The organism is Streptomyces thermovulgaris, assembly GCF_002155915.1.
Lineage (GTDB): Bacteria > Actinomycetota > Actinomycetes > Streptomycetales > Streptomycetaceae > Streptomyces > Streptomyces thermovulgaris.
This window is the reverse complement of the sequence record NZ_MUME01000351.1, coordinates 1-5,607: the sequence shown is the minus strand read 5'-3', so window position 1 is coordinate 5,607 and position 5,607 is coordinate 1. Positions and strand designations below refer to the sequence as shown.

The following is a 5,607-nucleotide window of genomic DNA, read 5'->3' as shown; positions in this document are numbered from 1 at the left end:
CACGGACGAGCAGATCTACGACCACCCCACCCACCCCTACACCCAGGCGCTGCTGTCGGCGGTCCCGGTGCCCGACCCGGAGACCCGCGGCAGCCGGGAGCGGATCATCCTCACCGGCGATGTGCCGTCCCCGGCCAACCCGCCCTCGGGCTGCCGCTTCCGCACCCGCTGCTGGAAGGCCCAGGACAAGTGCGCCGAGGAGGTCCCGCTCCTCGCCGTTCCCGAGCGCTTCAAGGGCACGGACTCCCCGGCGGCCCACGAGTCGGCCTGCCACTTCGCCGAGGAGAAGGACGTCGTCCACGCGGCGTGAGCTCCTTTGCGGCCCGTTCCGGTTCCCGGCGTCCCACCAGGGGCGCCGGGAACCGGCGTCTTGGGCGGAAAACCGTGCAGAAACCGTCCTGACCAGGGGCGACCCACGACCTGGGGGCGACCGGGGACGGCCGCCGTCCGGCTGAACGGGTGCCCGGCCGGACGGGTGCCTTCATGGCGCGGCAAACGTGAGATATGCGGGTAATGTGCTGATATGTCCTCAGGTCATCGCACCCCGAGGAGGCACACCCCATGCGTGGAGTCGCACGCGCCCGGTGGGCCGCGGGCGCGGCGGTGGTCCTGCTCGCCCTCGCCGCCTGCGGAGGCGGGGCGAGCGACCGTGGCGGCAGGGTGCTCACCTCCTCCTGGGGAGATCCGCAGAACCCGCTGGAGCCGTCCAACACCAACGAGGTGCAGGGCGGCAAGGTCCTCGACATGATCTTTCGGGGGCTGAAGCGGTACGACCCGAAGACCGGCAAGGCCGAGAACATGCTCGCCGAGCGGATCGAGACCACCGACTCCCGGCACTTCACCATCACCGTCAAAAGCGGATGGACGTTCAGCAACGGCGAGCCGGTCACCGCCAGGTCCTTCGTCGACGCCTGGAACTACGGCGCGAGCCTGAGGAACAACCAGAAGAACGCGCACTTCTTCAGCTACATCGAGGGCTACGACAAGGTCCACCCCGAAACCGGACCCCAGACCGCCGACACCCTCTCCGGGCTCAAGGTCACCGGTCCGCGCACCTTCACCGTCACCCTCCGCCAGAAGTTCTCCACCTTCCCCGACACCCTCGGCTACGTCGCCTTCGCCCCGCTGCCCCGCGCCTTCTTCACCAACCGCTCCGCCTGGCTGGACAAGCCCGTCGGCAACGGGCCGTACGTCGTCGAGTCGTACACCAAGGGCGCCCAGATGACCCTGCGGAAGTGGGACGCCTACCCCGGCCCCGACAAGGCCCGGAACGACGGGGTGACCCTGATCGTCTACACCGACAGCAACACCGCGTACACCGACGTCCTGGCCGGCAACCTCGACCTCGTCGACGACATCCCCGCCGGCCAGCTCAAGAACGTCCGCACCGACCTGGACGGCCGCTACATCAACACCCCGGCCGGGATCCTCCAGACCCTGGTCTTCCCGCACTACGACCCGCAGTGGAGGACCAGCGGGGCCAGGAAGGTCCGCATCGGCCTGTCCATGGCCATCAACCGCGAGCAGATCACCCGGACCATCTTCCGGGGCACCCGCACCCCCGCCACCGACTGGACCTCCCCGGTCCTGGGCACCGACGGCGGCTACAAGCCGGGCCTGTGCGGCAGCGCCTGCCGCTACGACCCCGCGGCGGCCAGAAGGCTGATCCAGGAGGGCGGCGGGCTCCCCGGCGGCCAGGTGAGGATCACGTACAACGCGGACACCGGCTCGCACAAGCAGTGGGTGGACGCCGTGTGCCACTCCATCAACAACGCGCTCGGCAACGACAAGGCGTGCGTCGGCGAGCCGGTCGGCACCTTCGCCGACTTCCGCAACCGGATCGGCCGGCACAGGATGACCGGGCCCTTCAGGGCCGGCTGGCAGATGGACTACCCGCTCATCCAGAACTTCCTCCAGCCGCTCTACTACACGAACGCCTCCTCCAACGACGGCAAGTGGTCCAACAAGACGTTCGACCGCCTCGTCGACCAGGCCAACGCCGAGAGCGACACCGCCCGGGCGATCCGGCTCTTCCAGCAGGCCGAGGAGGTCGTGCGCGACGACATGGCCGCCATCCCGCTCTGGTACCAGAACGGCAGCGCCGGCTACTCCGCCCGGCTGCACGACGTCACGCTCAACCCCTTCAGCGTCCCCGTCTACGACCGGATCAGGGTCGGCTGAGCGCCATGGGACGGTACGTCGTGCGCCGGCTGCTCCAGATGGTCCCCGTCTTCTTCGGGGCCACGCTGCTGATCTTCCTCATGGTCAACGTCATGGGCGACCCCATCGCCGGACTGTGCGGCGACCGCGCCTGCGACACCGCCACCGCCGCCCAGCTCAGGCGGGAGTTCGGCCTCGACAAGCCGCTGTGGCGGCAGTACGCGACCTATCTGGGCAACGTCTTCACCGGGGACTTCGGCACGGCGTTCAACGGCCGGCCCGTCCTCGAGCTGATGGCGTCGGCGTTCCCCGTCACCCTCCGGCTGACCGTCGTCGCGATCCTCTTCGAGATCGTCGTCGGCATCACGCTCGGCGTGGTGACCGGGCTGCGCCGCGGCCGGCCCGTCGACACCTCGGTCCTCGTCCTCACCCTCGTCGTCATCGCCGTCCCCACCTTCGTCACCGGCCTGCTGCTGCAACTGCTGCTCGGCGTCCGGTGGGGCTGGATCAGACCCTCCGTCTCCCCCGACGCGACCCTCGGCGAGCTGATCGTGCCCGGTCTGGTCCTCGCCTCCGTCTCCCTCGCCTACGTCACCCGACTGACCCGCACCTCCCTCGTCGAGAACCGGCGCTCCGACTACATCCGCACGGCCGTCGCCAAGGGGCTGCCCCGCCGCCGGATCGTCGTGCGGCACCTGCTGCGCAACTCGCTCATCCCCGTGGTCACCTTCATCGGCACCGACATCGGCGCCCTGATGGGCGGCGCCATCGTCACCGAGCGCATCTTCAACATCCACGGCGTCGGCTACCAGCTCTACCAGGGCATCCTTCGCCAGAACACCCAGACCGTCGTCGGCTTCGTCACCGTTCTCGTCCTGGTCTTCCTGGCCGCCAACCTGCTCGTGGACCTGCTGTACGCCGTACTCGACCCGAGGATCCGCCATGCCTGAGCGGCGACCCGACGAGTCCGGGCAGACCGTCGCCCCGACCGGCACGGGCGGCGCGATGGACCTCGCGACGAGCGAGGCGCGCAGCCTGGAACGGACCCCGGACGGTCCCGGGGGCACCGGACCGGCCGCACCGCGTTTGAGCGCCCCGGGCGGACGGCCCCGCTCCCTGTGGTCCGACGCCTGGCGCGACCTGCGCCGCAACCCCGTCTTCCTCGTCTCCGCGCTGGTGATCTGCTTCCTGGTCGTCATCGCGATCCGGCCGTCCCTGATCGCCCCGGGCAACCCCCTCGCCTGCGATCTGGCCCGGGCCCAGGACGGCCCGGCGCCCGGCCACCCCTTCGGCTTCGACGGCCAGGGCTGCGACGTCTACACCCGCACCGTCCACGGCGCCCGCGCCTCCGTCACGGTCGGCGTGTGCGCCACGTTCGGGGTCGCGCTTCTCGGCTCGGTGCTGGGCGGGCTCGCCGGGTTCTTCGGCGGGATCGGGGACGCGGTCCTGTCCCGGATCACCGACGTCTTCTTCGCCGTCCCCGTCGTCCTCGGCGGTCTCGTCCTGCTGTCCGTCATCACCAGCGACACCGTCTGGCCGGTGGTGGGGTTCATCGTGCTGCTCGGCTGGCCGCAGGTCTTCCGCGTCGCACGCGGCTCGGTCATCTCCGTCGCACAGCACGACTACGTCCAGGCCGCCCGCGCCCTGGGCGCCTCCCCCGCCCGCGTCCTGCTGCGGCACATCGCGCCCAACGCCGTCGCCCCGGTGATCGTCGTCGCCACCATCGCGCTCGGCACGTACATCGCGCTGGAGGCCACCTTGTCCTACCTCGGCGTCGGGCTGAAGCCGCCCAGCGTCTCCTGGGGCGTCGACATCTCCGCCGCCTCCCCCTACGTCCGCAACGCCCCGCACGCCCTGCTGTGGCCCGCCGGCGCCCTCGCGCTCACGGTCCTGGCCTTCATCATGCTCGGCGACGCGGTCCGCGACGCCCTCGACCCGAGGCTGAGGTGAGGGCACCGTGCTGCTCGAGGTCCGCGATCTGCGCGTGGAGTTCCACACCCGGGACGGGATCGCCCACGCCGTCAACGGGGTCACGTACGGGGTGGACGCGGGCGAGACGCTCGCGGTGCTGGGGGAGTCCGGCTCCGGCAAGTCCGTGACCGCGCAGGCGGTCATGGGCATCCTCGACATCCCGCCCGCCCGGATCGGCGGCGGCCAGGTCCTCTTCCGCGGCACGGACCTGCTGACGCTGAAGGAGGAGCAGCGGCGCAGGATCCGGGGCGCCCGGATGGCGATGATCTTCCAGGACGCGCTGTCCGCCCTGAACCCCGTGCTGACCGTCGGCGACCAGATCGGCGAGCTGTTCACCGTGCACCGGGGCATGTCCCGCAAGGACGCCCGCGCCAGGGCGGTGGAGCTGATGGACCGGGTCCGCATCCCGGCCGCCGCCCGGCGGGTGCGCGACTACCCGCACCAGTTCTCCGGCGGCATGCGCCAGCGCGTGATGATCGCCATGGCGCTGGCCCTGGAGCCCGACCTGATCATCGCCGACGAGCCGACCACCGCGCTCGACGTCACCGTCCAGGCCCAGGTGATGGATCTGCTCGCCGAACTCCGGCACGCCCATGGGATGGGCCTGATCCTCATCACCCACGACCTGGGCGTGGTCGCCGACGTCGCCGACCGGATCGCGGTGATGTACGCGGGCCGCATCGTGGAGTCGGCGCCGGTGCACGACCTCTACCGGGCGCCCGCGCACCCGTACACCCGCGGACTGCTGGACTCGGTCCCGCGCCTGGACCACAAGGGCCGGCAGCTCCGTGTCGTCCGGGGGCTGCCGCCCAACCCGCGCTCCCTTCCTCCCGGTTGCGCCTTCCATCCGCGCTGCCCCCTGGCCCGGGAGGTGTGTCGGACGGACGTACCGCCCCTGTACGAGGTCTCCGAAACCCGTGCGAGCGCCTGCCACTTCTGGAGGGAGTGCCTGGATGGCCGAGCCGGTGCTTGAGGTGAGCGGGCTCGTCAAGCACTACCCGCTGACCCGGGGCGTTCTGTTCCGGAAGCGCGTCGGCGCGGTCAGGGCGGTCGACGGGGTGGACTTCACTCTCGGCCGGGGCGAGACCCTCGGCATCGTGGGCGAGTCCGGCTGCGGCAAGTCCACGCTCGCCCGGCTGCTGTGCAGCCTGGAGCGTCCCACGGCGGGCGGGATCCGCTACCGGGGCGAGGACATCACCAGGCTGTCCGGCAGGGCCCTGAAGGCGGTGCGCCGCAACATCCAGATGGTGTTCCAGGACCCGTACACCTCGCTCAACCCGCGGATGACGGTGGGCGACATCATCGGCGAGCCCTTCGAGATCCACCCCGAGGTGGCCCCGAAGGGCGACCGCCGGCGCCGGGTGCAGGAGCTGCTGGACGTCGTCGGCCTCGACCCGGACTACGTCAACCGCTATCCGCATCAGTTCTCCGGCGGTCAGCGTCAGCGCATCGGCATCGCCCGGGCGCTGGCCCTGC

6 protein-coding genes are annotated in these 5,607 nt (G+C 71.0%); all 6 read left to right on the top strand.

All coding sequences use genetic code 11. The features are described from left to right. Positions 1-310: oligopeptide/dipeptide ABC transporter ATP-binding protein (locus tag CCN35_RS23960; RefSeq protein WP_143631779.1), on the top strand; the 310-nt coding region annotated here is incomplete at its 5' end. A gap of 251 nt (positions 311-561) precedes the next feature. Beyond that, positions 562-2,181, top strand: a complete 1,620-nt coding sequence (locus tag CCN35_RS23955) for a peptide ABC transporter substrate-binding protein (RefSeq protein ID WP_067397588.1) — start codon at positions 562-564, stop codon at positions 2,179-2,181. 5 nt (positions 2,182-2,186) lie between these two features. Then, positions 2,187-3,110: an ABC transporter permease gene (locus CCN35_RS23950; protein WP_067397589.1), complete on the top strand. Its 924-nt coding sequence runs from the start codon at positions 2,187-2,189 to the stop codon at positions 3,108-3,110. Next, positions 3,103-4,110, top strand: coding sequence for an ABC transporter permease (locus CCN35_RS23945; RefSeq protein ID WP_086794313.1), 1,008 nt, complete (start codon positions 3,103-3,105; stop codon positions 4,108-4,110). Before CCN35_RS23950 ends, CCN35_RS23945 begins: the two co-directional genes overlap by 8 nt. A 7-nt stretch (positions 4,111-4,117) precedes the next feature. Next, positions 4,118-5,104 carry an ABC transporter ATP-binding protein gene (locus CCN35_RS23940; protein WP_067397591.1) on the top strand — a complete coding sequence of 329 codons (987 nt, stop codon included), beginning with the start codon at positions 4,118-4,120 and terminating at the stop codon, positions 5,102-5,104. After that, on the top strand, positions 5,085-5,607 hold a 523-nt coding region (locus tag CCN35_RS23935; protein WP_143631774.1), incomplete at its 3' end, for an ATP-binding cassette domain-containing protein. The genes CCN35_RS23940 and CCN35_RS23935, both read left to right, overlap by 20 nt.